The sequence below is a fragment of the Stenotrophomonas sp. 05N37 genome (assembly GCF_056397365.1).
In genome coordinates, this window is record NZ_JBFTNG010000003.1 from 428,385 (window position 1) to 454,720 (window position 26,336).

Below are 26,336 nucleotides of genomic sequence, written 5' to 3' on the forward strand. Positions count from 1 at the left end.
GGGAATCAGGGGTGGGGCTGGTTGTGGACGGCCGTCACGCGAAGGCGCAGCTTGCGGCCACCCGGTGCATCCCAGTCCATGGTCTGGCCAACGGCCAGGCCCAGCAGCGCGGTGCCCACCGGCGCAAGGATCGACACCTTGCCCTGCTCGACATCGGCTTCGCGCGGGTAGACCAGCGTCAGCACGTGCTTCTCGTTCTGCAGCTCATCTTCGCATTCCACCCGCGAATGCATCATGACGATGCCGTTGGGCATCTCGTCCGGCGCCACCACGGTGGCCCGATTCAGTTCCTTGGCCAGTGCCTGCGCCGCGGGGGTCTGGCTGACCGCCGGGGCGTCGAGCATGGCGTCCAGCCGATCCATGTCGTGGCTGGAAACGATGATGGACGGGGGCAGCCCGCTGGAAGTGGACATGTAAAGCTCCTTGCGATTGATGATGGCCCATGCAAAAGGCGGCACCTGCTGGCGCCGCCTGGGTTCTATTGTGCTGCCTATCGAAGGCGGATGCGACCCGGGCCGCATCGCGCACGATGCGGCCGGTTCAGTGTCTACACCGACGGGGCGATCAGGCGGCGCCGCGCGCCGCGTGGCCGACGTCCGAATCGCTGTTTTCCAGCGCGAACAGCCCTTCCGGAAGGCGCTTGAACTGCTGCGCCAACTGCTGCAGGAAACCGGTCATCGCCGAACTGCGCCGCCATGCCATCGCGATGCGTCGGCTGGGGCGGTCATCGCCCTGGAAATCGAGCAGGCGGATGTTCTCCGAACGCGGCACCGGCGGCTTTACCGACAGGGTCGGCAGCAGGGTGATGCCCACGTCCGCGGCCACCATCTGGCGCAGCGTTTCCAGGCTGGTGGCACGGAATTCGGACTTCTCATTGGCACCGAACAGCCGGCACACCGCCAGCGCCTGGTCACGCAGGCAGTGGCCATCCTCGAGCAGCAGCAGCTTCTGGGCGGACAGCTCCTGCACGTCCAGATGATGGCGCCTGGCCAGCGGATGCTGCCCCGAGACGGCCAGCAGGAACGGCTCCTCGAACAGGAACTCGGCGTGCAGCTGGTCGTCTTCCAGCGGCAGGGCCAGCAGTGCCGCATCCAGCTTGCCCTCGCGCAGGCGCGCGAGCAGCTCGTCGCTCTTCTCCTCCACCAGCAACAGCTCCAGCTGCGGGAAGCGCTCGCGGATGTTGGGGATCACATGCGGCAACAGGTACGGCCCCAGCGTGGGGAAGATCCCCAGCCGCACCGTCCCGGCTTCCGGGTCGCGACTGCGTCGGGCAGCTTCTTTCATCTGCTCGACTTCAGCCACGATCGTGCGCGCACGCGCCGCCGCCTCGACCCCGGCCGGGGTCAGCATCACTTTGCGTGGCGCGCGCTCGACCAGGGGCAGGCCAAGCTCGTCCTCCAGCTTGCGGATCTGGGTGGACAGCGTGGGCTGGCTGACGAAGCATGCGGCCGCAGCGCGGCCGAAGTGCCGGTGGTCGGCCAGCGCCACCAGATATTTCAGATCACGTAGGTTCATTTCCTTGGACCTCTACACGGTAATGGACCGGGTGACGGCGTGGCTTACCCAGCAGGTGGGTCCCGGCGAACCGGGACCCTTACGTTTCAGGCAGCTTCGGCGACAACGCCGCTGCTCTTGGGAACGGATGTACGGATCAGGTGATCGAAAGCGCTCAGTGCGGCGGTCGAACCGGCGCCCATCGCGATGATGATCTGCTTGTAGGGAACGGTCGTGCAATCGCCCGCCGCGAACACGCCCGGGACATTGGTCTGGCCGCGGTCGTCGATCACGATCTCGCCACGCGGCGACAACGCCACCGCTCCCTTCAACCACTCGGTATTGGGCAGCAACCCGATCTGCACGAAGATCCCTTCGAGCTCGACCCGGTGCGCATCGCCACCGACGCGGTCCTGGTAGACCAGCCCCGTCACCTTCTGGCCATCGCCCAGCACTTCCTGGGTGAGGGCGCTGGTGATGATGGTGACGTTGCCCAGGCTGCGCAGCTTCTTCTGCAGCACTTCATCGGCCCGGAGTGTGTCATCAAATTCCAGAAGGGTCACATGCGTCACAATTCCGGCCAGGTCGATCGCCGCCTCGACGCCCGAGTTGCCGCCGCCGATCACCGCCACCCGCTTGCCCTTGAACAGCGGCCCATCGCAGTGCGGGCAATAGGCCACGCCCTTGTTGCGGTACTGCTCTTCGCCGGGGACGTTCATCTGGCGCCAGCGCGCGCCGGTGGACAGGATCACCGAGCGCGACTTCAGCACCGCCCCGTTTTCCAGGGTGATCCCGACCAGGCCGTCATCACCGGCCGGGGTCAGCGCGCTGGCACGCTGCAGGTTCATGATGTCCACCTCGTACTCGCGCACGTGCTGTTCCAGCGCGGTGGCGAGCTTGGGGCCTTCGGTTTCCTTGACCGAGATGAAGTTCTCGATCGCCATGGTGTCCAGCACCTGCCCGCCGAACCGCTCGGCGGCCACGCCGGTGCGGATGCCCTTGCGCGCGGCGTAGATGGCCGCTGCCGCGCCGGCCGGGCCGCCGCCGATCACCAGCACGTCGAACGGGGCCTTGGCCGCGATCCTGGCCGCGTCGCGCTTGGCCGAGCCGGTGTCCAGCTTGGCCACGATTTGCTCCAGGGTCATGCGGCCCTGGTCGAACATCTCGCCGTTGAGGTAGACGGTGGGCACCGACATGATCTGGCGCGCTTCCACTTCGGCCGGGAACAGGCCGCCGTCGATCGCCACGTGCTGGATGCGCGGGTTGAGCACCGCGGCCAGGTTCAGCGCCTGGACCACGTCCGGGCAGTTCTGGCAGGACAGCGAGAAGTACGTTTCGAACTTCAGCTCGCCCTCCAGGCCCTGCACCTGCTCGATCAGCTCGGCGGTGGCCTTGGACGGGTGCCCGCCCACCTGCAGCAGCGCCAGCACCAGCGAGGTGAATTCGTGGCCCATCGGCAGCCCGGCGAACGCCAGGTGGATGTCCTGGCCCGGGGTGGTCAGCGCAAACGAGGGGGTGCGCTCGGCGCCATCGCGGCGCACGTCCAGGCGGATCTGCGCCGACAGCGACACCAGCGTGTTCAGCAGCTCCAGCATCTCCTGCGACTTGGCGCCGTCATCCGCGTGCGCCGTGATCTGGATCGGACGGGTGACGCGTTCCAGATAGGTCTTGAGCTGGGACTGGAGGTTGGCATCCAACATCGAAAAACTCCTTGATTCAGGCAAGGGGACAGCGTCGACGTCACCCGAAGGTACATCTGCGCGGCGTGGGGGTGAACCCAAGCCGGCGCGCAGGCACCGGCTTGGGTTCACCCCCACTCCCGTCGAAACGGGAGTGGGGATGGGGACGGCTTAGATCTTGCCGACCAGGTCCAGCGACGGGGTCAGGGTCTTCTCGCCTTCCTTCCACTTGGCCGGGCAGACCTGGTTCGGGTTGGCGGCGGTGAACTGGGCAGCCTTCAGCTTGCGCAGGGTCTCGGACACGTCACGGGCGATCTCGTTGGAGTGGATCTCCAGGGTCTTGATCACGCCTTCCGGGTTGATGATGAAGGTACCGCGCAGGGCCAGGCCTTCTTCTTCAATGTGCACGCCGAAGGCGCGGGTCAGCTGGTGGGTCGGGTCGCCGACCAGCGGGAACTGGGCCTTGCCGACGGCCGGCGAGGTTTCGTGCCACACCTTGTGCGAGAAATGGGTGTCGGTGGTGACGATGTAGACCTCGGCGCCGGCCTTCTGGAACTCGGCGTAATGGTCGGCGGCGTCTTCGATCTCGGTCGGGCAGTTGAAGGTGAACGCGGCCGGCATGAAGATCAGCACGGACCACTGGCCCTTCAGGGTGCTGTCGGAAACCTTGATGAACTCGCCGTTCTGGTAGGCGTTGGCTTCGAACGGCTTGATCTGCGTATTGATGAGCGACATCGTTTTTCCTCTTGGTGAAGGGGTGGGTGAAGCGACCGATACAGATTAGCGGCTCCATTCCCATAAGGACAATCCATTGATTGCATCTATACGATAGATGGAGTCTATCAAAGGGTGATGATGCAGCGATGAATACCTTGCCAATAGGCGTGCGCAGCCCTTGTGCCGCAAGGCATTTCAGGACCTGGGGCCTCAAATGGGTGATAGCCACCGCTTATCCGTCGGGTCGACTGGCTGAACGAAAACCTGTCCACGTCCTGCCCGCCACCTCGGCACAGGCCGAATCGCGATAGGCCGCAATGCAGGTCATTAAGCGGCGCAATTCCTCCCATCAATCGCCTGGCGGTCGTTGGCAGCCCATTACCAGGCGAGCGGGCCCTGCGGCCCGGTGCTCTACACTTCCCGGCCCGTTTCCCACCCCGCCACCATGACTGCTGCCCCCCGTGACGTCCGCCAGCTGCTTGCCGATGCCGCCGCCGCCCTGCCCGGGGTGGAAGGTCGCCACGAGGCCGAGCTGCTGTTGCTGCACGTGCTGGGGCGGGAGCGCAGCTGGCTGTTCGCCCATGCCACCGATGCAGTCGGCGAGGCCGACGCGGCGCGCTTTGCCGGTCTGCTGGCGCGGCGCGTGGCGGGCGAACCGGTGGCCTACCTGGTGGGCAGTCGCGGCTTCTGGACCCTGGACCTGGCGGTCAACGCCGCTACGCTGATCCCGCGCCCGGAAACCGAGCTGCTGGTCGAGCTGGCGCTGGCGCGGCTGCCGCTGGACACCCCGCTGGCGGTGGCCGACCTGGGCACCGGCAGCGGGGCGATCGCATTGGCCCTGGCCAGTGAGCGGCCCCGCGCCACGCTGATCGCCACCGATGTCAGCAGCGCCGCGCTGAGCGTCGCGCGCGGCAATGCGCTGCGCAACGACGTGGCCAATGTCAGCTTCCGCCAGGGTGCGTGGTTCGAGTCGTTGCAGGGCGAGGTCTTCGACCTCATCGCCAGCAACCCGCCCTATATCGCCAGCGACGATCCCCATCTGCAGCAGGGCGACCTCCGCCATGAGCCCCCGGGTGCGCTGGCGTCGGGGCTGGACGGGCTGGATGACATCCGCTGCATTGTTGCCGCGGCGCCGGGTCACCTGGTGGCGCAGGGGTGGCTGCTGATCGAACACGGCTGGGACCAGGGCGCGGCGATCCGCGCGCTGTTCGAACAGGCCGGGTTCGAGCAGGTCCACACCGAACGCGACCTCGAACAACGCGAGCGGGTGACGCGCGGCTGTCTGCCAGGCGTGCGCTGACGCTGCCTGAAACATCGCGCGGGTAGAATGGCGGTCCACTCGAAAGGAAGCGCAATGACCCCTGCCAGCCCCTCTGTATCCAACGCGCAGTTGCAGTCCCATGAATTCCTGGCCGACATGGTCGAGGACGCGTATTTTCCGCCGGCGCTGGTGGCCCAAGGCCAGCAGATCCTGCTGCGCCTGTGCGAACGCATCGAGCGCGAACGCCCGGCCGACACTGCCGCGCTGATGGCGCTCACCCATGCGGCCACGCTGGAATTCAACGTGCTCGGCGAAGCGTTCGAAGCGCAGGACAGCGAGCTGGAAACCGCCGCGCGCGAGAACATCGGCGCTGATTTCGAGCTGATCGCGCAGAGTTATGGTTTCGACGTGGACGTGGACGAGCTGACCAGCCCGCGCGAGTGGTGAATCCGTTCACCGCACCTGTTCCCATCAACGGAGTTCCTGCCATGCGTACGCTGTATCCCGCCCTCACCCCCTACGACGTCGGCACCTTGAAGGTGGATGGCCGCCACACGCTGTATGTCGAGCAGTGCGGCAATCCCGAGGGCAAGCCGGTGGTGCTGCTGCACGGTGGCCCGGGCGGCGGCTGCAGCGAGAAAATGCGCCAGTTCCATGACCCGGCCAAGTACCGCATCATCCTGTTCGACCAGCGTGGCGCCGGGCGCTCCACCCCGCATGCCGACCTGGTGGACAACACGACCTGGGACCTGGTGGCCGACATCGAGAAACTGCGCGAGCACCTCAAGGTGGACCGCTGGCAGGTGTTCGGTGGCAGCTGGGGCTCCACCCTGGCGCTGGCGTACGCCCAGACCCATCCGCAGCGCGTGACCGAGCTGGTGCTGCGCGGCATCTTCATGCTGCGCCGCTGGGAGCTGGAGTGGTTCTACCAGGAGGGCGCCAACCGGCTGTTCCCGGATGCGTGGGAGCATTACCTCGCGCCGATCCCGGCAGTGGAGCGGCACGACCTGATCTCGGCCTTCCACCGCCGCCTGACCAGTGACGACGAAGCCACCCGCCTGGCCGCGGCCAAGGCCTGGAGCGTGTGGGAAGGGGCGACCAGTTTCCTGCATGTGGACGACGACTTCGTCAACAGCCACCAGGACCCGCAATTCGCGCTGGCGTTCGCCCGCATCGAGAACCACTACTTCGTCAACGGCGGGTTCTTCGAGGTGGAAGAACAGCTGCTGCGCGACGCGCACCGCATCGCCGACATCCCCGGCGTGATCGTGCACGGCCGCTACGACGTGGTGTGCCCGCTGCAGAGCGCGTGGGAACTGCACAAGGCGTGGCCGGCGTCGACGCTGGAGATCAGCCCGGCCTCGGGCCACTCGGCGTTCGAGGCCGAGAACGTGGACGCACTGGTGCGAGCCACGGATCGCTTCGCGGGTTGATCCCAACGTGCCGACCCTCGGTCGGCACCTACCACTGGCCGGCCAGCAACGCGTCGGCCAGCACCTTCAGCTTCGGCGAGGCCTGGCGCGAAGGCGGATACACCAGCGACAACGCGCGGCTGCGGCCTTCAAACGGCTGCAGCACGCGTTGCAGGCGGCCGTCGGCGAGCGCGTCGGCCACCGCGAAATCCATCACCTGCACGATGCCGACGCCGGCCAGCGCGCCTTCCACCAGCGGGTCGCCGCTGTCGAACACCATCCGTGCCGGGGGCGTGACGTCGCGCAGCCCATCTCCGTCGCGGAACTGCCAGTCCACCAGCCGTCCGCTGCGCAGGTTGCGCACCGCCAGGCAGGTATGGTCCTGCAGCGCATCGACCGTGGCCGGCGCGCCGTGACGGGCGATGTAGTCCGGCGACGCCACGGTGACCCAGTGCAGCGGCCGCAGCGGCCGCGCCACCATGCGCACGTCGCTGATCGGCCCGGTGCGCAGGGCCGCGTCGAAGCCTTCCTCGACCAGATCGACCAGGCGGTCGTTGAGCACCAGCTCGAACTGCAACTGCGGGTGCACGGCCATCAACTGCCCGGCCAGCGGCACCAGCACCTTGCGCCCGAACATCGATGGCGCGGTCAGCTTCAGCACGCCCGACGGCGTGCAGGGGCGATCGCCCAGTCGCCGTTCGGCATCTTCCAGCCCGCACAGCAGGGGCGTGCAGTGATCGACGAACTGGCGGCCGTCCGGGGTCAGGCTGACGTTGCGGGTGTTGCGATGGAGAAGGCGCACGCCCAGCTCGGCCTCCAGCCGGCCGATCGCCCGTGACAGCCCGGACTGGCTGAGGCCCAGTTGCCCGGCGGCCACGGTGAAACTGCGCGCTTCGGCGACCTGCACCAGCATGCGCACGGCATTGAGATCCATGATGGCGTCCGATTGATGCGGAAATGCATGACAGAAATCGAAGTATCCGGGTTTATTTGTATGGCGTCATCAATGAGACTGCCCGCCTTCCCCTCGTCCGCATCGGCATGACCCACTCCCCGCATTCCTTCCCGCCCCGGCTGGCGTTGACCCTGCTGGCCATGGCCCAACTGATCATCGCGCTGGACGCCACCATCATCTTCGTCGCCCTGCATGAGATGGGCGTGCAGCTGCAGATCAACGCGCAGCAACTGCAGTGGATCGTCAGCGGCTACACCGTGGCCTTCGGCGGTTGCCTGCTGCTGGGCGGGCGCGCGGCCGACCTGCTCGGCCGCCGCCGGGTCTACCGGCTGGGCATGGCGCTGTTCGCGCTGGCCTCGCTGGTGGGCGGCTTCAGCAACAGCGCCTGGCTGCTGATCGGCGCGCGCGCGGTGCAGGGCATCGGCGCGGCGTTGCTGTTCCCGGCCACGCTGTCGCTGATCAACACGCTGTATGCCGAAGGCGCGCCGCGCAACCGCGCGCTGGCGATCTGGTCGATGGCCAGCGCCGGCGGGCTGGCGCTGGGCACGCTGCTGGGCGGCGTGCTCACCCAGAGCTTTGGCTGGTCCTCGGTGCTGCTGGTGATCGTGCCGTTCGCCGGTGCGTGCGCGGTGCTGGGTGGCTGGTGGTTGCCGCGCGATCCGGCACGCCAGTCCGGGCGCTCGTTCGACCTGGCCGGCTGCCTCACCGTCACCCTCGGCGGCAGCCTGCTGGTCACCACGCTGGTGCAGGGGCCGGAGTGGGGCTGGTTGGCGCCGCGCACGCTGGGCTGCCTGGTGGTGTCGGCGCTGCTGCTGGCCGCCTTCGTGCAGATCGAGCAGCGCAGCCGCGACCCGCTGATGCAGTTCGCGCTGCTGCGCCTGCGCAGCCTGCGCGCGGCCATGCTGCTGACCATGGTGTTCATGAGCAGCTTCGGCGTGCAGTACTACTTCCTGGCGCTGTACTTCCAGGATGGCTACGGCTGGAGCGCGCTGCAGGCCGGGCTGGCGTTCCTGCCGCCGACGCTGGTGTGCACGTTCGGCATCCGGATCACCGAGCGCATGCTTGCCCGGCGTTCGCCGCGCCAGGTGCTGGCACTGGGCATGGCAGCCGGCGCGGTCGGCATCGCCGCGGTCGCGCTGGCACTGCCGTTTGGCGCCACCTACTGGGCGCTGCTGCCGGGCATCGTGGTGCTGAGCATCGGCCAGGGCATGACCTGGACGGCGATGTGGATCGTGGCCGGGCAGGGCGTGCCGGCGGCGCAGCAGGGCGTGGCCTCGGGCATGGCCGCCACCGCGCAGCAGATCGGCGGTGCGCTGGGCCTGGCGGTGCTGGTGATGCTGGCCAATGCCGGGCGCGGTGTGCATGCGGCCGGCAGCAGTCCCGAAGCGCTGCAGGGGCTGGTCAACGCGCAGTACGGGGCGGCGGTGTTCGCGCTGCTCGGGGTGGGCGTGGCGCTGTGGTTGCGGCCGCAGGAGGACGATGCGGCGCTGGCGGCAGTGGGGGTTGGCGAAAGATAGGGCGATCGCACACGGCGTGGGTCGCGCACCAGGAAGAACTGCGTGCAGCCGACCAACGGTCGGCTCTACCATGGGGGTTTCCGGTGCGGCACTGACGTCGATGGCTGAACTACTTACCCTGTGCCAGGCCCTTGAGGCCATCGCGGCCTGCCACGACGATCGCGATGTGTGGGACCGCTACGGCTGGGTCTACGCAACCGACGGCGATGAGCAGGAGGCGATGTTCTGGCTGTCCGGCCACGACGTCGAGGATGACGATCCCGCCGTGCAGGCCTTTGTCGCCGAGCATGGCCTGAGCCCGTATCTGGAAGCGGCCACCTTCGCCGATGTGCTGGAGGTACAGAAGCGCCAGCGTCCCCTGTCCACGCTGGACGCGTATGCGCACGCGCTGGCGTACTACAGCGAGTACGACGCCTTCGCGCAGGTGGCGGGCATCGAGGAAGCATTGGATGAGGCGCCGGCCGAGGAGCAGCAGGCAGCGCGCGCGCTGGGCGTGGGGCGCGGCATCTTCGCCGCGTTCGACGTGGTGCTGGCGCAATGCCCGGAAACCAGGGTCAAGGACGCGGCCCGTCTTGTCGCTGGCGTGCTGGAGGTTGCGGTGGGCCAGGCGCTGCCGTTGTGCCGTGCACTGCCACTGCAACTGGGGCGCGATCTGCAACGCACGCGTGCCGCGGCCATCGTTGCCGACTTCCAGGCGCTGGGTATCGGTCCGGAGGTACGCGGCTACCGCGCATTTCCGTGGATGACGGCGCCTGCGCTGTAGGGGCTGCGGTTGCCGGCCAGCGGCCGGCACGACCGGGTAGGTGGGCGCCGGGATTACGGGGGCGGGAATGCGTCCAGCTGCGGCTGCAGCGCAGTGAATATCCGCGCCAGTCGTTGCGCCCACGCCTGCTGGCCGGCCGCATCGGCGATGAGGTCCTGGCGGATCTCCAGCTCCACATGCACCAGCCCGCGGCCTTCGCCATGTACCGGCACGGCATAGTCGCTGGTACTGCTGACGGCATAGGGCTGGTTGTCGCCGACCACCAGGTCGCCCTCATCGCGCAGCGCCTGCAGCAGCACGCGCGCGAAGCGGGTATCGCGGTGATACAGCACGCCGGCATGCCACGGCCGCGCGGCGTCGTTCATGACCGGGGTGAAGCTGTGCATCATCACCAGCAGCGTCGGCCGGGCCTGCGCCAGGCGGGCAGCCAGCTCGGCGTCGATGCGGGCATGGTAGGGCGCGTGGATCGCGTCGATGCGTTGCTGTCGCTGCAGCGGTGACAGCGCCTGGTTGCCGGGCACCAGCGTGCGGTCGCTGGTCTCCGGCATCAGCGTGGGCGATGCCAGCGGCCGGTTGCAGTCGATCACCAGCCGCGAATAGGTCTGGGTGATCGCCCATGCGTCGAGCAGGCGTGCCAGCGCAACGGTGACGCCGGCGATGCCGATGTCCCAGCCGATGTGCCGGTCCAGTTCGGCCTGCGGCAGGCCCAGGCTGGCCAGCCCTGCCGGCACCTGCTGCCCGGCGTGGTCGGCGATCAATACGTACGACGAACGCCCCTGTGGCTGGTGCACCACGAAGGGCACCGGGTCGGACGGCCCCAGCAGGGCGCCGGCGGCCGTCGCGTGGGCGAGCGAATCAGCCACGCGGGGTGCCGTCCAGGTGGTGCTCGATCATCCACAGCCCGGCCCACAGCTTGGCGTCCAGCTCGTAGCCCTGGCCGATCTTCTCCACCAGCCATGCAGCGGCGCGGGCGCGCGGGACTTCGTGCACGGTGATGTTCTCGCTGGCATCGCCGCCGCCGTCGCCGACCTTGCGCAGGCCGGTGGCGCGTACGAAGGCGATCTTTTCGCTGCTCGCACCCGACGAGGTCGGGCCGATCATCAGTACCTCGGCGTGCGCGGCGGTCCAGCCGGTTTCCTCCTCCAGCTCGCGCACGGCCGATACCTCGATCGACTCGCCGGCGTCGATGTCACCGACCAGGCCGGCCGGCATCTCGATGGTGTTGGCCTGCAGCGGCACCCGGAACTGTTCCACGAACAGCACGTTGTCCTCCGGGGTGACCGCGATGATGATCGCGGCCAGCCCACCGGCGTGGGTGCGTTCGCTGTACTCCCACGTGCCGCGCACGACCATGCGCTGGTACTTGCCTTCGTAGACGATCCTGGGGGCTTGGGTGTTGGGGCTCATGCGAACTCGCTGGCAACGGAAGGGGAATCGGGCAGGCCGGCCGCGCTGAACAGTCGGCGTCGGGTCAACGGCCCGAACCGCAGTGCATCGCACAGGCCCTGCAGCATCTGCGGGTCGGCGCTGCCGCGGCTGAAATCGGCGTCGGCCACGTCCAGCGGCGCATCCAGCGCGATGGTGGTCAATTGCCGCCACAGCAGGGCGTGCTCGCGCTGTTCGCGCAACCGTACCGCCATCTGCGCGGCGCCGCGCAGGCGCAGGAAGGGCACTTCGTCCAGGCGCTCGAACAGCACGTCCATGCTGCCGAAATGCGCCAGCAGCACGGCTGCCGACTTGGCGCCCACGCCGGTCACGCCGGGAATGTTGTCCACCGCATCGCCGCACAGCGCCAGGTAATCGGCGATCTGGTGCGCATGCACGCCATGCCGGGCCTTGACCCCGGCCATGCCCCAGCGCTGGTTGCGCGCGTAGTCCCACTGCTCGTCGTGCTCGAACAGCAGTTGGGACAGGTCCTTGTCGGCGGAGATGATCACCCCGCGCATGCCGGCGTCGCGGCGCGCATGCAGGGCGCTGCCGATCAGGTCGTCGGCTTCGTATTCGGCGTGGGCCAGCACCGGCAGGCCCAGGGCGAGGCACAGCGCCTTGCAGTGTGCGAACTGGCGGCGCAGGGCGTCCGGGGCCGGATCGCGGTTGGCCTTGTAGGCGGCATACAGGCGGTGGCGGAAGCAGCTGTCCAAGGCCTCATCGAAGGCGATGGCGATGTGCCGCGGGCGCTCGCGCTCCAGCAGGTCCAGCAGGAACCGGGCGAAGCCGTGCACCGCGTTGGTCGGCCAGCCCTGCTGGTCCTGGAACTCATCGGGCATCGAGTGCCAGGCGCGGAATACGTACAGACTGGCATCGACCAGGTACAGCGGCGGGCGCGGCGTGACGCCGGGTGCGGCAGGCAGAGTCACCTCAGCCCACCCAGTCCTGCAGCAGCGCCGCCGGGTCCGGGCGCTCGCGCTCGGGGGCCTCGGTGCGCGGGGTGCCGATATGGATGAAGCCGGCGATCCGCTCGTCCCCGGCCAGGCCCAGATGGGCGCGCACGGCGGGATCGAAGGCCATCCACGCGGTCAGCCACTGCGCGCCAAAGCCCAGTGCCTGCGCCGCCTGCAGCAGCGCAAAGCACACGCAGCCGGCGGTCATCAGCTGTTCTTCTTCGGGCACCTTGGGGTTGGGGCGCGGCCGGGCCACCACGGTGATGACCAGCGGGGCATGCGAAAAACGCAGCCGGTCCTTTTCCAACTGGGCGGCCGACACGTTCGGATCGCGTTCGCGGCTGCGCTGGACCAGGTACTCGCCCAGACTGTGACGTGCATCGCCAGCGATCCGCAGGAAACGGAACGGCACCAGCTTGCCGTGGTCGGGCACGCGCACCGCAGAGGTGAGCATCCGCAACAGGGTGTCCGGGTCCGGCCCGGGCTCGCCCAATTGCCTGGACGGTAAGGAGCGGCGGGCGTCCAGGGCTTGCAACGCGGGGGAGTCGGGCATGGGGTCTCGATCAGATGTCACGGTCGAACAAGTATAGTCGCGGCAGTTTGTGACGCGGCTCGGGGCCATCTCCGGGTCATTTGCGACAAAGCGTGATGAACATCACTTAATCAACGGCATTCCTTCACGTGGCTGTACTCGCTTCCCAAGGACGCTGGCCTTACGATACAAGGCCTGCCGGCACCCGGTCATGAGGTTCAACGTGCGGACTGTTTCGCTGTCCCTGACCGGTCGGCTGGCCTGGTATGCGGATGCGGGTGCCTGGGGGGTGCCGGTGTTCATCGATTCCACGTTGCATTCTGTACCTGCGAAGCTGGGGAGCCTTTTCGCATGATCGCCACGCCCATTCCATCGGGGCAGCCAGGCCGCGACCCGGCCCTGTTGAGGCAGGCCCGCGACGCCGCGTTGCCGGCGCTTGCCGAGTCGTTTGCAACGGTGCTGGCGCGCTTCGATGACGTGCTGTTCGACCGTGCCGGCACCGCTGGCGCGTCGCAGCTGCTGTTCCTGGATGGCATGCGCGAACTGCGCCGCCGCCGCGAGGACATCGTGCGCGGCTTCCGCGGCCACCTGCTCGAGGCGTGGGATGCGCTGGAGCGCGGCCAGCCGGCCTCGGCCGAGGCCACCCTGGCCGGGCAGATCGAGGACGGGCTGAGCCTGGTGCCCGAGCACGTGCTGGAATCGCGCTTGGCGGTCCGCAACTTCGCCACGGTGCTGCTGCGCGACTGGAAGCCGGTGCTGTCGCGGCTGGACCGACGCCTGGGCTGGATCGCCGGCGGGCTGGAACTCAACGCCGACAGCAACCCGATCAGCCCCGAACACATCGGCGTGGCCATCCATGAGGCCTTCGCCGACTGTGAACTGGCCCCGGAAGTGCGGCTGGTGTTGATCAAGCTGTGCGAGCGCGACCTGCACGCCCCGATCGGCAAGCGGTACGAGGCCCTGGACGAGCAGCTGGCTGCCGCCGGGGTGATGCCGCAGATGGCCGCGCCGCGCCGCGCGGCGCCGCGCCCGCCGTCCCCGCGCCATGAACTGGACGACCTGGTCGACGCGCTGGATCCCGAATCGCTGGGCGGTGCCGACGATGCCGCCGCCCCGGCCTGGGCGCGGCGCTTCGCCGATCGCTGGGCCGAGAGCCGGGGGCGCATCCAGTCCTCCCAGCAGGGCCAGGCGGTGGCCGATGCCGCCGACGGCATGAGCAACAACCAGGGCATGCTGCTGGAAGCCCTGCACGAACTGCTGCAGCAGACCCGCCACGTGCGCGAGGACGCGACCTCCGCGGCCAGCGTCGCGGTCGGCCAGCAGCGCCCCTTGAGCCAGCGCGAGATGATGTCGGTGCTGTCGCTGCTGCAGGCCACCCCGAGTGCGACCCTGCGCGCGGCGATCGGCGAAGACGGCGAGTCGCTGGCGCAGCGGCTGAAGAGTGAAGTACTGTCCGGCGCCACCCGCCTCGGCGTGGACCCGGCGCAGGCGCGGCTGGACCCGCAGGACGAAGATGCGATCGACCTGGTCGGCATGCTGTTCGACGTGATGCTGGACGAGCGCGACCTGGAAGGCCGCTCTCGTGAGCTGATCGGCCGCCTGGTGGTGCCCTTCGTCAAGGTCGCCATGCTCGACCGCCGCATGTTCGTGCAGAAGACCCACCCGGCGCGCAAGCTGCTCAACTCGCTGGCCGAAGCCTGCGAAGGCAATACCGGCGAAAGCCAGGCCGAGCGCGTGCTGATGGGCAAGGTCGAGGAGATCATCGAGCGGCTGGTCGCCGAGTTCAACGAGAACCTGGCGATCTTCCTCACCCTCGAAGAAGAATTCCGCGATTTCCTCACCCAGCACCGCCGCCGCATCGAAATCGCCGAGCGCCGTGCGGCCGAGACCCAGCGCGGCCAGGAAAAGCTGGAAATGGCCCGCACCCGTTCGGCCGCCGAGCTCGACCGGCGCATCGCCGATGCCACGCTGCCGCAGGCCATCGGCGAGTTCCTGCGCCAGCCGTGGCAGCACCACCTCACCCTGACCGTGCTGCGCGAAGGCGAAGACGGTGCCTCGGTGGGCGAAGCGCTGGCACTGGCCGACGGCATGCTGGAGGAAGTGGCCGAAGCGCGCCGGCAGATCGTCGGCAAACCATGGCTGCAGGCGTGGCACCCGGCCCTGCGCAAGGTATTTGCCAGCGTGGGCGTGCACGCCGACGCCGCCACCGGTGCGATCGACGCCCTGCACGACACCCTGCAGGCCATCGCCGAATCGCGTCCGGAGCTGGAACGCGCGCTGCCCGAATTGCCGCAGGTGGTCCTGCCCGCGCCGCCGACGCAGGAAAGCGCTGCGGTGGAGCTGGGCAGCAAGGTGGACGTGAGCGATTTCGACAACGCCGATGCCGACCGTTTCCGCGGCCTGGAGATCGGCAGTTGGCTGGATTTCGTCGACAAGGACGGCAAGGTCCAGGCCGGCAAGCTGTCCTGGGTGAGCCCGATTTCCTCGCGCCTGCTGTTCGTCAATCGGCGGGGCGTGCGCTTCTGCGTGGCCTCGCCGGAAGAACTGGCGGTGATGGTGCGGCTGGGTCGCCTGCGCGCGCATATCGACGACGGTGCCTTCGACAGTGCGATGCAGGGCGTGATCGATCGGCTGGACAACAAGAACGCTACGGTGCATTGAGCGCCTTGAGCGCTGGATGCGGTTGAATCGAAACGCCGGGCAGTGCCCGGCGTTTTTGTTTTCTTACGACCTTGTCTGGCTGGAGCTGGAGGTGGGCGTCACTTGGGGACGTCGGAAAATCTGGACTGTCCGAGGGTGTAACGGATGCCGGGGACAGCCGATCGATCGACGCCAGTTTCTGTGGGCACCAGCCCGCGCCAATGCGATGACTGGATCGCTTCGGCGGACGTTGCGTATCAATACGCTTCCATGGAGGGATTACTTGATGGAGTGCAGCTCTTCGCGACTCGGCTGCGCGTTGTCTGTGGGGCTTGCGGTGTTTGGCTTGGCTGCCTGGATTGAGCTCAATCAGCTGCCCGCTGATGTCGAGAGTGGTCCGAGAATCTTAGTCCCGGGTTATGGATGTCATCGATGACCTGATCCAGGCGGACGGCGCGTTGGCCTGGCGCGTGATCGATGGGATCAGGCGGATAAACGGAAGTGACAGGGTTTTGGCCAGTCTTGCGGCAGGGCCGCTTGAGGATTTTCTCGTCGCCCATGGAGAAGATTGCACCTCTGGAATTGAGGCGCTGGCTCGACATGATGTCCAGTTGGGGAGGCTGCTTCTTGGCGTGTGGCAGGGCCGGCTGAGTGAGGCGCTATGGGCGCGGATCCAATCGATTTCGCTAACTGGCCGTTGAGTTGAATATCTACATTGCCGGCAGGGAGGATGGAGATTTCGTGCAATAAGCGCGTCGAATGGAGGCGCTCGCAGGAAATGCCACGTGCTGGCCCAGCGTGCAGTGCTCGGATAGCAAAGCCGTCGACCTTGGCCCGTACCCGGGGGCGTAAGGTACGATCCCCCCACACTCTGCTGATCGTCGGGGATATGCCATGGCTGTCGATGTGCTGGTGGTACGGGAACGCGCGCCGGGCGAGCGACGCGTGGCGATGACGCCGGAAACGGCGCGCAAGCTGTCCGCATTGGGCGCGACGGTATGGTTCGAGCCCGCCGCCGGACAGGCCGCCGGGTTTCCTGATCAAGCGTATCTGGACGTCGGCGCGCAGTTGGCCGACGACGCACGCTTGGCCCTGGCCGACATCGTGCTGTGCGTGCAACCGCCGGACAATGCGCGGTTGGCCCAGCTCAAATCCGGCGCCAGCCTGGTGGGCATGCTGCACCCGCAGGCCGATGCCGAACGCGCCGGGTTGATCCAGTCGCGCGGGCTGCAGGCCTTCCCGCTGGAACGCCTGCCGCGCACCACCCGCGCCCAGTCGATGGACGTGCTGAGCTCGCAGGCCGGCATGGCCGGTTACAAGGCCACGCTGATCGCCGCGCAGCGCGCCCCGCGCTTCTTCCCGATGCTGACCACGGCTGCCGGCACCATTCGGCCGTCGCGGGTGCTGGTAGTCGGGGCCGGTGTGGCCGGCCTGCAGACCATCGCCACCGCACGTCGGCTGGGCGCGCAGGTGGAGGGCTTCGACGTGCGGCCGGAGACCCGCGAGCAGATCGAATCGCTGGGCGGCAAGTTCCTCGACCTTGGCGTGAGCGCGGTCGGCGAGGGCGGCTATGCGCGGCCGCTGACCGAGGAAGAACGCGCCGAGCAGCAGCGTCGGCTCGGCGAGCACCTGCGCCTGGTCGATGTGGTGATCTGCACCGCGGCGGTGCCCGGGCGGCCGGCGCCGAAGATCGTCACCACGGCGATGGTGCAGGGCATGAAGCCGGGCAGCGTGATCGTCGACCTGGCCGCCGAGACCGGCGGCAACTGCGAGGCGACCCGGCCGGGGGAGGTGGTGGACGTCAACGGGGTCACCATCGACGGGCCGCTCGACCTGGCCAGCCTGGGCGCGGTGCACGCCAGCGAGATGTACGCGCGCAACCTGTACAACTTCGTCGCGCTGTTCCTGAAGGACGGGGCGATCGGTTTCGACTGGGACGACGAACTGCTGGCCAGGACCCGCTGGGTGGCCGGCGGTTGAGGGAGAAGCAGCCACGTATGGCGTGGCGCTACCGGGTTGCTGCTGGCATTACCGGGTCTCTGCCACCACACGCGTGGTGACGCGACCCCGCCAACGCCGTCAGCGCTTCGGCGGCGGGGTGTCCTTGGCCGGATTGGCCTTGAGCCAGTCCTGGCGCTGGTCGGGCGTCATCTTCGACCAGCGCTCGCGCAGCTCGTCGCGCTGGGCCGGGGTCAGCCCGCGCATCTGCGAGAACAGCGCACGGGCCTGTTCGCGCTGTTCCGGGCTCATGTTCTCGAAACGGTGCCGACCGCGCCGGGCCAGCTCGCGCTGTTCGGGGGTCATGCTCTGCCAGCGCTGGCCGTGCTGGAGCATGCGCTCGCGCTGCGGGGGCGGAGCATCGTTCCAGCGGTCGCGCACGGGCGCGATGAGCGCCTCGCGCTGCTGCGGGGTGAGGCGCTCCCAGTCGGGCAGGGGCGCACTCTGTGCCCAGCCGGCCGCGCTTGCCGACAGCAGGACCAGCGCCAGGATCAGTCGCGGTGTCATGTTCACTCCATTGCCAGGTCGGTCGTGCCCAGCCACACGTACAGGTCGGGATTCTCGTCCAGCACGTCGCTGCTGTCATCCACCGTGGCGGCGGCCGTGGGCGCAGCCGGCGTGGTCGGCGGGTTGACGGTGAAACTGTAGCCCAGGGCCAGGGCGGCCACGGCCGAGCAGGCGGTGGCCATCCACCAGCCGTGCGCCCGCGTATGTCGCGGCGCGGCAGCGCTGCGTGCGCTGCGCAGGCGGGCCAGCGTCGCCGGTGAGAGCTGCTGCAGGGCCTGTGCATGCAGCGCGCGCAGGGCGGTGTCATCGTGGATGGGCGGGGTGACGGGGCGGCTCACAGTTCGATCTCCAGGTGCTGCTGCAGCGCTTGTCGGGCGCGCGAAAGATGGGTTTTGACCGCGCCCTCGCTGCAGCCCATGGCCTTGGCGGTGGTGGCGCCGTCCAGCTGCTGCAGTACCCGCAGGGTGAAAGCTTCGCGCTGGCGCGCCGGCAGTTCGCGCAGCGCCTGTACCAGTTGCGCGTACTGCTCGCGCTGCTCGTGCGCTTGCGCCGGGCCGGGCGCGGAATCGGCCCAGTCGATGTCATGGTCGCCGCCTTCCTCGTCGCTGCTGCGCCAGAAGCGCAGGCGGAAGCCGCGTCGGCGCTGCAGGTCGACCACGCGCCGGCGCAGGATGCTCCAGAACAACGGCGCCCACTCGGCGGCCGGCTTGTCCTGGTAGGACAGCATGCGCAGCATGGCGTCCTGCACCGCGTCCAGCGCATCGTCGCGTTGGCGCAGGCCGGCCTCGGCGAAGCGGAAGGCGCGCGGGCCGATCCCGGCCAGGAACGCGTCCAGCGACACCGGCAACGCGGCGTCGGCCTGGTCGGGCAGTGTCTGCAAGGTAGGGCTCACCAGCACAGGGTAGCGCTCGCGCAGGGGGATACGGTGAGAACGCCCCGGTGGCCGATCGGTTGACCGGCCTGCAGAACGGTTCAGCGCATGGTTATGATGGGGGGACGGGATCACCGCCTGGGAGAGTGACTGCAATGAGCGACGGGTTCGTGGCGTTGTACATCTTCATGCTGGCTGCGATCGCCGGCCACGTGATCATTTCACGGGTGCCGGTGATCCTGCATACCCCCCTGATGTCCGGCTCCAACTTCATCCACGGCATCGTACTGATCGGGGCGATGGTAGTGCTGGGGCACGCGCAGACCCCGCTGGAGAAGATCATCGGCTTCATCGCCGTGGTGCTCGGCGCGGGCAACGCGGCCGGCGGCTACGTGGTGACCGAGCGCATGCTGGACATGTTCAAGCCCAGCGCCAAGCGCGAAGCCGGGGAGAAGTCGCCTTGAACGTGAGCACCGCGCAACTGCTGCAGTGGCTGGTGCAGGTGAGCTATCTGGTGGCCGCCACCCTGTTCCTGCTCGGCCTGCAGCGCATGGCCTCGCCGATGACCGCGCGCAGCGGCATCCGCTGGGCCGGGCTGGGCATGCTGATCGCCACGGTGGCCACGTTCTTCCTGCCCGAACTGCACAACATCCCGCTGATCCTGGCGGCGGTGGCGATCGGCACCGGCGTGGCGTGGTGGTCGGCCAAGCGCGTGGCGATCACCGACATGCCGCAGATGGTGGCCCTGTACAACGGCATGGGCGGCGGCTCGGCGGCGGCGATCGGTGCGGTCGAGCTGCTGCGCTTCTCGTTCCTGGCCAACCGCGATACCACCCATTGGAGCGAACAGGCGCTGGCCGACCTGGCCGCACGCCAGCCGTCGGCCACCGTGTTGGCCTTGGCGGTGATCGGCTCGGCGATCGGCGCGGTCTCGCTGTCCGGCTCGATCATCGCCTGGGCCAAGCTGGATGGTCGCCTGGACCGCCGCGTCACCTTCCCGGGACAACAGGCATTCAATCTGCTGGTCGCACTGGCGATGGTGGTGCTGGGGGTCTGGGCGGCGGTCACCCTGAGCCCGGTGGCGATCATCAGCTTCTTCGTGGTGGCGCTGGCGCTGGGCGTGCTGATGACGCTGCCGATCGGCGGCGCCGACATGCCGGTGGTGATCTCGCTGTACAACGCGTTCACCGGCCTGGCGGTGGCCTTCGAAGGCTACGTGCTGGGCAACGAGGCCTTGATCATCGCCGGCATGATGGTCGGCGCGGCCGGCATCCTGCTGACCCGGTTGATGGCCAAGGCGATGAACCGCCCGATCAGCGGCGTGCTGTTCTCCAACTTCGGCGGCGGCGGCGTGGCGCAGGAAATCAGCGGCGCGCAGAAGCCGATCGAGGCCAGCGACGTGGCCGCGATGCTGGCCTTCGCCGAGCGCGTGGTCATCGTGCCCGGCTACGGCATGGCGGTGGCCCAGGCCCAGCACAAGGTGTGGGAACTGGCCCAGCGCCTGCTCGACCGCGGCATCAAGGTGAAGTTCGCCATCCACCCGGTCGCCGGGCGCATGCCCGGGCACATGAACGTGCTGCTGGCCGAGGCTGGCGTGCCCTACGACCTGATCGCCGACATGGACGACATCAACCCGGAGTTCCCCAACACCGACGTGGTGCTGGTGATCGGCGCCAACGACGTGGTCAACCCGGTCGCACGCACCGACCCGGCCAGCCCGATCTACGGCATGCCGATCCTGGACGTGGTCAACGCCCGCAACGTGGTGGTGATCAAGCGCGGCAAGGGCACCGGTTTTGCCGGCATCGAGAATGCGCTGTTCTACGCCGATAACGCGCGCATGCTGTACGGCGATGGTGCCGGCGCGGCCAGCGCGCTGGTCAGTGAACTGAAGGCGCTCGACGGCGGTCATTGAGGTCGCCGCAGGACGGGCACTACCGACGACGTCTCCGACGCGTCGCCCCCTGGGTCAGGGGGCGACGCCGAAGGTGCGGGGGGGCTGGAGGGGCGAGGCCGCGGGGGGTATCCCTTTGCGCGGCACACCGAAGGATGGGGAGCGCCAACGCGCAAGCGTTACCGCGCCAGCCACCCGCCCACGACCAGGGCCACCAGCACCCACAGCGCCTCGGCGACCCCGTTGGCCAGCCCGAACAGGGTCCAGGCCATGAACGGGCCCATCCGCAACGCTGAATCCCACGGCGCCAGGCCCATCGAGCCGCCGACATAGGCCGACGCGATGCCCCAGTTGGCCGCCACCACCACCAGCAGGGTGCCGACCAGGGTCACCGAAACCCGCGCCGAGCCGGCAGGAAAGCGGCTCAGGCGCAGCATGAACACGATCTCCAGGGCCGCCAGGACTGCCATCCAGCCGGTCTGGCGGCCACTGAGGAGGGCAATGAACACCCAAGCCAGGGTGGCCGTGGCAACGCCAATCAGCAACATCGGGGGCCAGAGCCAGTGATGGCCGCGGGCAGGCACGGAGGTGGGCGTCATGCAATCTTCCTGTGAGAGGCCACAGGATACCGACTTGCGCGGTGACCGGCGCGTTGGCGGCCACTGGGCTAAAATGGTCGCCTTGCGGGAATTGGCCGCGACCCCCATATCGATCCACATGTACTCCCGTAGCAGTGAACCCGTCCACTTCGAACGCGACTGCGAGGCCGTCATGGTCCCGCAGGGCGAAACGGTCACGCTGCCCGCCGGCAGCTATGGCTACATCACCCAGGCCCTGGGTGGGAGCTATACCGTGTTCGTCGAAGGCAATCTGTTCCGCATCGCCGGCAAGGACGGCGACGCCATCGGCAAGGAACCGCCGCCGGCGCTGGAACTGCCCGACAACGCCTCCGATGAAGAAGTCGAAAAGCTGGTGTGGCAGCAGTTGCGCACCTGTTTCGATCCCGAGATCCCGGTCAACGTGGTCGAGCTGGGCCTGGTCTACGAGGTGGAGATCAAGCACCTGGATGCGGGCCAGCGCGAGATCGACGTGAAGATGACCCTGACCGCACCCGGCTGCGGCATGGGCGAAATCCTGGTCGACGACGTGCGCAGCAAGCTGGAAATGATCCCGACGGTGGCCGAGGCCGACGTCGAGCTGGTGTTCGACCCGCCGTGGAACCAGCACATGATGTCCGAAGCGGCCCGGCTCGAGACCGGCATGCTGTAATGGCCGGCTGCGGCACGCCGCCGCGGCCAGCGTTCCCCGTAACCAGAACAGGAAATATCCGGTGTCCCAGTCTTCCGTGAGCTTCAACACCACCCGTTCCGCCACGCCGCGCAGCAGCGAGGAGCGCGAGCGCATCCTGGCCGCGCCGGGCTTTGGGCTGCACTTCACCGACCACATGGTGGAAGTGCGCTGGGACAAGGACACCGGCTGGCACAACGCGACTGTGCGCCCGTACGGCCCGCTGCAGCTGGACCCGGCCGCCGCGGTGCTGCATTACGGCCAGGAAATCTTCGAAGGCATCAAGGCCTATCGCCACGCCGACGGCTCGATCTGGACCTTCCGCCCGGACGCCAACGGCCGTCGCCTGCAGCGTTCGGCGCAGCGCCTGGCGCTGCCGGAACTGCCGGTGGACATCTTCGTCGAATCGCTCAAGCAGTTGATCGCCGTGGACGCCAGCTGGGTGCCGTCGGCCGACGAATCCAGCCTTTACTTCCGTCCGTTCATGATCGGCGATGAAGCCTTCCTCGGCGTGCGCGGCGCGCACAAGGCCGGCTACTACGTGATCGCCAGCCCGGCGGGCCCGTACTTCGCCAAGGGCGTGGCCCCGGTGTCGATCTGGCTGTCCACCGAGTACGCGCGTGCGGCCAAGGGTGGCACCGGCGCGGCCAAGTGCGGTGGCAACTATGCCGCCTCGCTGCTGCCGCAGCAGAAGGCGCAGGCACAGGGCTGCTCGCAGGTGCTGTTCCTGGACCCGGTCGAGGGCAAGTACCTGGAAGAACTGGGCGGCATGAATGTGTTCCTGGTCTACAAGGACGGCACCCTGGTGACCCCGGCGCTGTCGGGCAGCATCCTGGAGGGCATCACCCGCGAGAGCATCCTGCAGTTGGCCCGCGACCGGGGCATGAAGGTCGAGGAGCGCAAGGTCACCATCGATGAGTGGAAGCAGGGCGTGGCCTCCGGCGACATCGCCGAAGTGTTCGCCTGCGGTACCGCCGCGGTGGTCACCCCGATCGGCCAGCTCAAGGGCGAGGGGTTCTCGGTGGGCGACCTCAATGCGCCGGCCGGCGAGGTGACGATGTCGCTGCGCAAGGAACTGACCGACATCCAGTACGGCCGCCTGCCGGACCGGCATGGCTGGTTGGTGCGCCTGGACGCGTAAGCGCTCCCGCGCCTCCGCGCCGCAGCAACGCAGAAACCCGCCTGGCGACAGGCGGGTTTTTTCATGCACGTCGGTCTGACGGTGGTGATGTCCAGCGGTGGCAACACCGTGAAGGCCCCGACGCGCAAGGGCTGTCCGGGAATTGACGGCAAAGACAGCCGAAAAAGACTTCGGATGACGCGTGTTGACCGGTTCGGAAACGCGAAGTTCCTTCACTTTCACAAACCTTCGACACGAGAAGTCTCAGATCCGACATTTCATGTCGCTGAAGTGCGGCTGAAACATTGTTGATCGCGCATCAAGCCACTAGCGTCGGCAGGGTCGGTTGATTTCAGGGGAACCGATCCACCCACCGGCTCCGATCCGCGCCATCGCCATCAACAGCCCCCGGATCGGGACTGGACATTCAGCCGCGTTCGCGGCACCCACTGTCTGAAAGGGAAATCCGATGTCTCATGATTCGCAACCCCGTTTGCGTCAACGTGCATTGGTTGTACTGGGCGCGTCCGTACTCTCGACCCTGCTGTTGGCCGCCCCGGCGTTCGCCGGCGATGTGCAGCTGAGCGGCCTGTCGTCGGCCCCGACGCACGAGCGCTTCATCGTCAAGTACAAGGACGGCGCCAGTCTGGTCGCCACGCCGACCGCGTTGGCCAGCTCGCTGAAGGCTGCTGCGGCGGCGGTGCCGGCTGCGCAGGGTCGCGCGCTGGGCCTGCAGAAGCTGCGCCAACTGGCCATCGGCCCGACCGTGGTCAAGGCGGACCGTCCGCTGGATGCCGCCGAAGCGGAGCTGCTGATGCGTCGCCTGGCCGCCGACCCGAACGTGGAATACGTTGAAGTCGATCAGCTGATGCACGCCACGCTGGTGCCCAACGACACGCGGTTGTCCGAGCAGTGGGGTTTCGGCACCAGCAATGCCTCGATCAACGTGCGTCCGGCCTGGGACAAGGCGACCGGTACCGGCGTGGTCCTGGCGGTGATCGATACCGGCATCACCAACCACCCCGATCTCAACGCCAACATTCTGCCCGGCTACGATTTCATCAGTGACGCGGCGATGGCGCGCGACGGCGGCGGCCGCGACAACAATCCCAACGATGAAGGCGACTGGTACGCCGCCAACGAGTGCGGTTCGGGCATCCCGGCGTCCAACTCGAGCTGGCACGGTACCCACGTGGCCGGCACCATCGCGGCGGTAACCAACAACAGCACCGGCGTGGCCGGTACCGCCTTCAATGCCAAGGTCGTGCCGGTGCGCGTGCTCGGCAAGTGCGGCGGCTACACCTCCGATATCGCCGATGCGATCGTGTGGGCCTCGGGCGGCACCGTCAGCGGCGTGCCGGCCAATGCAAACCCGGCCGAAGTGATCAACATGTCGCTCGGCGGCACTGGCACCTGCTCGACCACGTACCAGAATGCGATCAACGGCGCGGTCTCGCGTGGCACCACCGTGGTGGTGGCCGCCGGCAACAGCAACGCCAATGTGTCCACGTCGGTGCCGGCCAACTGCGCCAACGTGATCGCGGTCGCCGCGACCACCTCGGCCGGCGCGCGCGCCAGCTTCTCCAACTACGGTGCGGGCATCGATATCTCGGCGCCGGGCCAGGCGATCCTGTCCACCCTCAACAGCGGCACCACGGTGCCGGGCACGGCGTCCTACGCGTCCTACAACGGCACCTCGATGGCGGCGCCGCACGTGGCCGGCGTGGTCGCGCTGGTGCAGTCGGTGGCACCGACCGCGCTGACCCCGGCGGCGGTGGAAACGCTGCTCAAGAACACCGCACGGGCCTTGCCGGGCGCATGCAGCGGCGGTTGCGGTGCGGGCATCGTGGACGCGGATGCGGCGGTCACGGCGGCGCTGGGCGGGACCAACCCGAACCCGGGCACGGGCACCGTGCTGCAGAACAACGTGCCGGTCACCGGGCTGGGCGCGGCCAGCGGGGCGTCGCTGTCCTACACGGTCACGGTGCCGTCGGGCAGTTCGCAGCTGAAGGTGAGCATCGCCGGCGGCAGCGGTGATGCCGATCTGTACCTGCGCTCGGGCAGTGCCCCGACCGACAGCGCCTACAACTGCCGCCCGTACCTGAGCGGCAACAACGAGACCTGCACGATCACTTCACCGGCGGCCGGTACCTGGTACGTGCGGGTGAAGGGCTATTCGACCTTCTCCGGGGTCACCCTGACCGCGCAGTACTGAGCCCAGATCCCTCTCCAATGGGCACGCCCCGGTTTCGGCCGGGGCGTCTTTTTTTTTGGGGATTGGTTTTTTTAGAAGCTAAAAGCCGAAGCCGAAGCAGGATCAACGGCCGCGAGTTCGTGCCTGGTCTGGCTTGGGCGGGTACGGGTGGGTTGGCGGGACACGCCGCAAGTACGTCCGTGTAGGCTCGCATGCGCCATCCATGGCGCATGACGGTCCCGCCAACCCACCCGTACCCACCCTTTGACAGGGTGCTGGTGCGCAGTGAAAGAGCGGAAGCGGAAGCGGGAAGCGGGAAGCGGGAAGACGAAAGCGGCGGCGCCGGCGTTGTTTTGCCCGCATTGCTTCCACGGCTACCAGCCAACTGTCGAGGGTGGGGGTGTGTGAGATTGCGGACCGTCGTGCGCCATGGATGGCGCACGCGAGCTTCCACGGACGGATTTACGGCGTGTCCCGCACTCTCACACACCCCCGCCCAGCCCAGGACGCTCGAGGCGTGCGGCTTTTAGAAGCCGCAGCCGATCAGGCTTCTTCAAACCGGTTGGCGGCCACGTTCTTGCGCACGTGTTCGGGATTCCAGATGCGGCCGTTCATGGCGATGTACACGCCGCTGGCCAGCGACTGCACCGCGCCGATCGCGCAGCCGATGTTGAACTCCGCGTCCGAGCCGCGGAAACGCGCCGGGCTCAGTGCGCCGGTCATCACGATCGTTTTGTCGGCGATCGACTTCAGTACCTGCCCGGTCTGCACCATCGAGTCGGTGCCGTGGGTGACCAGTACGTGGCGGGTCGGCTGCGCGGCGATGGTCGCGCGGATCAGTTCGCGGTCGTCGTCGGTGATGTGCAGCGAGTCCTTGCGCAGGATCGGGATGACGTTGAAACGGAAGGTCACGCCCAGCTCGCGCAGGATCATCCCGATCTGCGGATCGCCGATCTGGTAGTCCGACTTGTCGTCGAAGTAGATCTTGTCGATCGTGCCACCGGTGGTGATGATCAGTAGTTCTTCCATTGCGGGCATCCTGGATAGCGGTCAGAACCGCGCGGGCAACCCGCGCCGGGATGCAGATGATACGACCGCCGGCGCCGCCCCGCAG

General features: G+C 68.0%; 27 protein-coding genes. 13 read left to right on the forward strand and 14 right to left on the reverse strand.

Features of this window, described 5'->3' with window-relative positions:
* Positions 1–5 precede the first annotated feature (5 nt).
* The 4 genes from rnk to ahpC form a co-directional block, all read right to left on the reverse strand.
* Positions 6–413 (reverse strand): nucleoside diphosphate kinase regulator, encoded by a 408-nt coding sequence (gene rnk, locus AC1DGC_RS12520; protein WP_478047982.1) that lies wholly within the window; start codon positions 411–413, stop codon positions 6–8.
* Positions 414–564: 151 nt separating this feature from the next.
* Positions 565–1,515 carry a DNA-binding transcriptional regulator OxyR gene (gene oxyR, locus AC1DGC_RS12525; protein ID WP_259209076.1) on the reverse strand — a complete coding sequence of 317 codons (951 nt, stop codon included), beginning with the start codon at positions 1,513–1,515 and terminating at the stop codon, positions 565–567.
* An 86-nt stretch (positions 1,516–1,601) separates the two neighbouring features.
* Complete coding sequence (gene ahpF, locus AC1DGC_RS12530; RefSeq protein WP_394164619.1) at positions 1,602–3,194, reverse strand: alkyl hydroperoxide reductase subunit F; 1,593 nt, start codon at positions 3,192–3,194, stop codon at positions 1,602–1,604.
* Between the two features lie 150 nt (positions 3,195–3,344).
* Positions 3,345–3,908: an alkyl hydroperoxide reductase subunit C gene (ahpC, locus tag AC1DGC_RS12535; protein ID WP_038690387.1), complete on the reverse strand. Its 564-nt coding sequence runs from the start codon at positions 3,906–3,908 to the stop codon at positions 3,345–3,347.
* Between the two features lie 427 nt (positions 3,909–4,335).
* Between ahpC and prmC the strand changes: the two genes are divergently transcribed.
* From prmC to pip, 3 genes are read left to right on the forward strand one after another with little or no spacing between them, the layout of a single operon-like run.
* Positions 4,336–5,190, forward strand: coding sequence for a peptide chain release factor N(5)-glutamine methyltransferase (gene prmC, locus AC1DGC_RS12540; RefSeq protein WP_478047983.1), 855 nt, complete (start codon positions 4,336–4,338; stop codon positions 5,188–5,190).
* Between the two features lie 54 nt (positions 5,191–5,244).
* Positions 5,245–5,598: a DUF5713 family protein gene (locus tag AC1DGC_RS12545; RefSeq protein WP_394164621.1), complete on the forward strand. Its 354-nt coding sequence runs from the start codon at positions 5,245–5,247 to the stop codon at positions 5,596–5,598.
* 41 nt (positions 5,599–5,639) lie between these two features.
* Positions 5,640–6,584 carry a prolyl aminopeptidase gene (pip, locus tag AC1DGC_RS12550; RefSeq protein WP_394164622.1) on the forward strand — a complete coding sequence of 315 codons (945 nt, stop codon included), beginning with the start codon at positions 5,640–5,642 and terminating at the stop codon, positions 6,582–6,584.
* Between the two features lie 28 nt (positions 6,585–6,612).
* Here the strand turns inward: pip and AC1DGC_RS12555 are convergent, their stop codons facing one another.
* Positions 6,613–7,497: a LysR family transcriptional regulator gene (locus tag AC1DGC_RS12555; protein ID WP_259209065.1), complete on the reverse strand. Its 885-nt coding sequence runs from the start codon at positions 7,495–7,497 to the stop codon at positions 6,613–6,615.
* 107 nt (positions 7,498–7,604) lie between these two features.
* Between AC1DGC_RS12555 and AC1DGC_RS12560 the strand changes: the two genes are divergently transcribed.
* A complete protein-coding gene (locus AC1DGC_RS12560; protein ID WP_394164623.1) occupies positions 7,605–9,035 on the forward strand; it encodes an MFS transporter in 1,431 nt (476 codons plus the stop codon).
* A 100-nt stretch (positions 9,036–9,135) separates the two neighbouring features.
* Positions 9,136–9,798: a DUF7716 domain-containing protein gene (locus AC1DGC_RS12565; protein ID WP_478047984.1), complete on the forward strand. Its 663-nt coding sequence runs from the start codon at positions 9,136–9,138 to the stop codon at positions 9,796–9,798.
* Positions 9,799–9,851: 53 nt separating this feature from the next.
* Here the strand turns inward: AC1DGC_RS12565 and AC1DGC_RS12570 are convergent, their stop codons facing one another.
* From AC1DGC_RS12570 to AC1DGC_RS12585, 4 genes are read right to left on the reverse strand one after another with little or no spacing between them, the layout of a single operon-like run.
* Positions 9,852–10,661: an N-formylglutamate amidohydrolase gene (locus AC1DGC_RS12570; RefSeq protein ID WP_478047985.1), complete on the reverse strand. Its 810-nt coding sequence runs from the start codon at positions 10,659–10,661 to the stop codon at positions 9,852–9,854.
* Entirely contained in the window at positions 10,654–11,205 is a 552-nt protein-coding gene (locus tag AC1DGC_RS12575; protein ID WP_259209056.1) for an NUDIX hydrolase, read from the reverse strand. Before AC1DGC_RS12575 ends, AC1DGC_RS12570 begins: the two co-directional genes overlap by 8 nt.
* The gene (locus AC1DGC_RS12580; RefSeq protein WP_259209054.1) at positions 11,202–12,155 is read right to left on the reverse strand and encodes a 5'-3' exonuclease; all 954 of its coding nucleotides are present in this window, start codon (positions 12,153–12,155) and stop codon (positions 11,202–11,204) included. Before AC1DGC_RS12580 ends, AC1DGC_RS12575 begins: the two co-directional genes overlap by 4 nt.
* A 1-nt stretch (position 12,156) precedes the next feature.
* Positions 12,157–12,732, reverse strand: a complete 576-nt coding sequence (locus tag AC1DGC_RS12585) for a nitroreductase family protein (protein ID WP_259209052.1) — start codon at positions 12,730–12,732, stop codon at positions 12,157–12,159.
* A gap of 330 nt (positions 12,733–13,062) precedes the next feature.
* On the opposite strand from AC1DGC_RS12585, the gene AC1DGC_RS12590 reads away from it, so the two are divergent.
* The 3 genes from AC1DGC_RS12590 (at position 13,063) to AC1DGC_RS12600 (ending at position 17,331) form a co-directional block, all read left to right on the forward strand.
* Entirely contained in the window at positions 13,063–15,372 is a 2,310-nt protein-coding gene (locus AC1DGC_RS12590; protein WP_394164628.1) for a DUF1631 domain-containing protein, read from the forward strand.
* Between the two features lie 398 nt (positions 15,373–15,770).
* Positions 15,771–16,052 carry a DUF6869 domain-containing protein gene (locus tag AC1DGC_RS12595; RefSeq protein WP_394164629.1) on the forward strand — a complete coding sequence of 94 codons (282 nt, stop codon included), beginning with the start codon at positions 15,771–15,773 and terminating at the stop codon, positions 16,050–16,052.
* 193 nt (positions 16,053–16,245) lie between these two features.
* A complete protein-coding gene (locus AC1DGC_RS12600; RefSeq protein WP_478047986.1) occupies positions 16,246–17,331 on the forward strand; it encodes an NAD(P) transhydrogenase subunit alpha in 1,086 nt (361 codons plus the stop codon).
* Positions 17,332–17,430: 99 nt separating this feature from the next.
* Here AC1DGC_RS12600 and AC1DGC_RS12605 read toward each other — a convergent pair whose 3' ends face one another.
* Genes AC1DGC_RS12605 through AC1DGC_RS12615 form a run of 3 tightly spaced genes read right to left on the reverse strand, consistent with a single transcriptional unit; the run spans position 17,431 to position 18,736 of the window.
* Positions 17,431–17,856, reverse strand: a complete 426-nt coding sequence (locus AC1DGC_RS12605) for a DUF3106 domain-containing protein (protein ID WP_394164631.1) — start codon at positions 17,854–17,856, stop codon at positions 17,431–17,433.
* A gap of 2 nt (positions 17,857–17,858) precedes the next feature.
* Complete coding sequence (locus AC1DGC_RS12610; protein ID WP_394164632.1) at positions 17,859–18,194, reverse strand: hypothetical protein; 336 nt, start codon at positions 18,192–18,194, stop codon at positions 17,859–17,861.
* Positions 18,191–18,736, reverse strand: a complete 546-nt coding sequence (locus tag AC1DGC_RS12615; RefSeq protein ID WP_394164633.1) for an RNA polymerase sigma factor — start codon at positions 18,734–18,736, stop codon at positions 18,191–18,193. Before AC1DGC_RS12615 ends, AC1DGC_RS12610 begins: the two co-directional genes overlap by 4 nt.
* A gap of 146 nt (positions 18,737–18,882) precedes the next feature.
* Between AC1DGC_RS12615 and AC1DGC_RS12620 the strand changes: the two genes are divergently transcribed.
* Entirely contained in the window at positions 18,883–19,191 is a 309-nt protein-coding gene (locus tag AC1DGC_RS12620) for an NAD(P) transhydrogenase subunit alpha part 2 (protein WP_394164634.1), read from the forward strand.
* Entirely contained in the window at positions 19,188–20,642 is a 1,455-nt protein-coding gene (locus tag AC1DGC_RS12625; protein ID WP_394164635.1) for an NAD(P)(+) transhydrogenase (Re/Si-specific) subunit beta, read from the forward strand. Before AC1DGC_RS12620 ends, AC1DGC_RS12625 begins: the two co-directional genes overlap by 4 nt.
* 158 nt (positions 20,643–20,800) lie before the next feature.
* Here AC1DGC_RS12625 and AC1DGC_RS12630 read toward each other — a convergent pair whose 3' ends face one another.
* Positions 20,801–21,220 carry a hypothetical protein gene (locus tag AC1DGC_RS12630; protein WP_478047987.1) on the reverse strand — a complete coding sequence of 140 codons (420 nt, stop codon included), beginning with the start codon at positions 21,218–21,220 and terminating at the stop codon, positions 20,801–20,803.
* A 118-nt stretch (positions 21,221–21,338) separates the two neighbouring features.
* On the opposite strand from AC1DGC_RS12630, the gene sufT reads away from it, so the two are divergent.
* The 3 genes from sufT to AC1DGC_RS12645 all read left to right on the forward strand — a co-directional run bounded on the left by sufT (position 21,339) and on the right by AC1DGC_RS12645 (position 25,243).
* Entirely contained in the window at positions 21,339–21,890 is a 552-nt protein-coding gene (gene sufT, locus AC1DGC_RS12635; protein WP_259209034.1) for a putative Fe-S cluster assembly protein SufT, read from the forward strand.
* A gap of 61 nt (positions 21,891–21,951) precedes the next feature.
* On the forward strand, positions 21,952–23,049 hold the full coding sequence (locus tag AC1DGC_RS12640) for a branched-chain amino acid aminotransferase (protein WP_259209032.1): 1,098 nt from the start codon (positions 21,952–21,954) through the stop codon (positions 23,047–23,049).
* A 448-nt stretch (positions 23,050–23,497) separates the two neighbouring features.
* The gene (locus AC1DGC_RS12645; RefSeq protein ID WP_259209031.1) at positions 23,498–25,243 is read left to right on the forward strand and encodes a S8 family peptidase; all 1,746 of its coding nucleotides are present in this window, start codon (positions 23,498–23,500) and stop codon (positions 25,241–25,243) included.
* Positions 25,244–25,765: 522 nt separating this feature from the next.
* On the opposite strand, the gene AC1DGC_RS12650 is transcribed toward AC1DGC_RS12645, so the two are convergent.
* Positions 25,766–26,251: an asparaginase domain-containing protein gene (locus tag AC1DGC_RS12650; RefSeq protein WP_259209029.1), complete on the reverse strand. Its 486-nt coding sequence runs from the start codon at positions 26,249–26,251 to the stop codon at positions 25,766–25,768.
* Positions 26,252–26,336 lie beyond the last annotated feature (85 nt).